This is a genomic window from Kocuria sabuli, from assembly GCF_040981185.1.
GTDB lineage: Bacteria > Actinomycetota > Actinomycetes > Actinomycetales > Micrococcaceae > Kocuria > Kocuria sabuli.
Genome location: NZ_JAVHZE010000054.1, coordinates 1 through 967 on the forward strand (window position 1 = coordinate 1; position 967 = coordinate 967).

General features: G+C 51.3%; 1 protein-coding gene. It reads right to left on the bottom strand.

Going from position 1 to position 967, the window contains the following annotated elements; all coding sequences use genetic code 11:
* A partial coding sequence (locus RE027_RS17800; RefSeq protein WP_368809630.1) for an IS5 family transposase occupies window positions 1–774 on the bottom strand: 774 nt, incomplete at its 3' end.
* Window positions 775–967: the final 193 nt, after the last annotated feature.

The following is a 967-nucleotide window of genomic DNA, read 5'->3' on the forward strand; positions in this document are numbered from 1 at the left end:
CGCTATCGAGCGACGGTTATAATCTGTTGTCCATTTCCACCGCGCATTACTCCCGGTCAGCCGCTGATTCGCAACAGCACGGTTACGGTCTGCATATTCACCGGGCCAGTAACCCGCGCCTTTTCGGGGCGGGATAAGCGCGCTGATTTTCTTACGCCGCAGTTCATCGTGACAGAGCCGGGTGTCGTAAGCGCCGTCTGCCGATGCTGCCCTGATTTTTCTGTGAGTCTGCCGGATAAGACCCGGGAAGGCTTCTGAGTCCGTCACATTGTTCAGCGACAGGTCTGCACAGATGATTTCATGTGTGTTGCTGTCAACTGCCAGATGCAACTTTCGCCAGATACGGCGGCGTTCCTGGCCATGTTTTTTGACTTTCCATTCGCCTTCACCAAAGACCTTCAGCCCGGTGGAATCAATCACCAGATGCGCGATTTCACCCCGGGTGGGCGTTTTGAAACTGACATTAACCGACTTTGCGCGCTTGCTGACACTGGTGTAATCCGGGCAGCGCAACGGAACATTCATCAGTGTAAAAATGGAATCAATAAAACCCTGTGCAGCCCGCAGGGTCAACCTGAACACGCGTTTAATGACCAGAACGGTGGTGATGGCGAGATCAGAATAGCGCTGAGGTCTTCCCCGTGATGAAGGCGTTGCCGACTCATACCAGGCCTGAATAGCTTCATCATCCAGCCAGAAAGTTATGGAGCCACGGTTGATGAGGGCTTTATTGTAGGTGGGCCAGTTGGTGATTTTGAACTTTTGCTTTGCCACGGAACGGTCTGCGTTGTCGGGAAGATGCGTGATCTGATCCTTCAACTCAGCAAAAGTTCGATTTATTCAACAAAGCCAAACAGAAGCCACTGGAGCACCTCAAAAACACCATCATACACTAAATCAGTAAGTTGGCAGCATCACCTTTTGCGTCTATAGTCATGATGTCAAATGAACGCGTTTCGACAGGAAA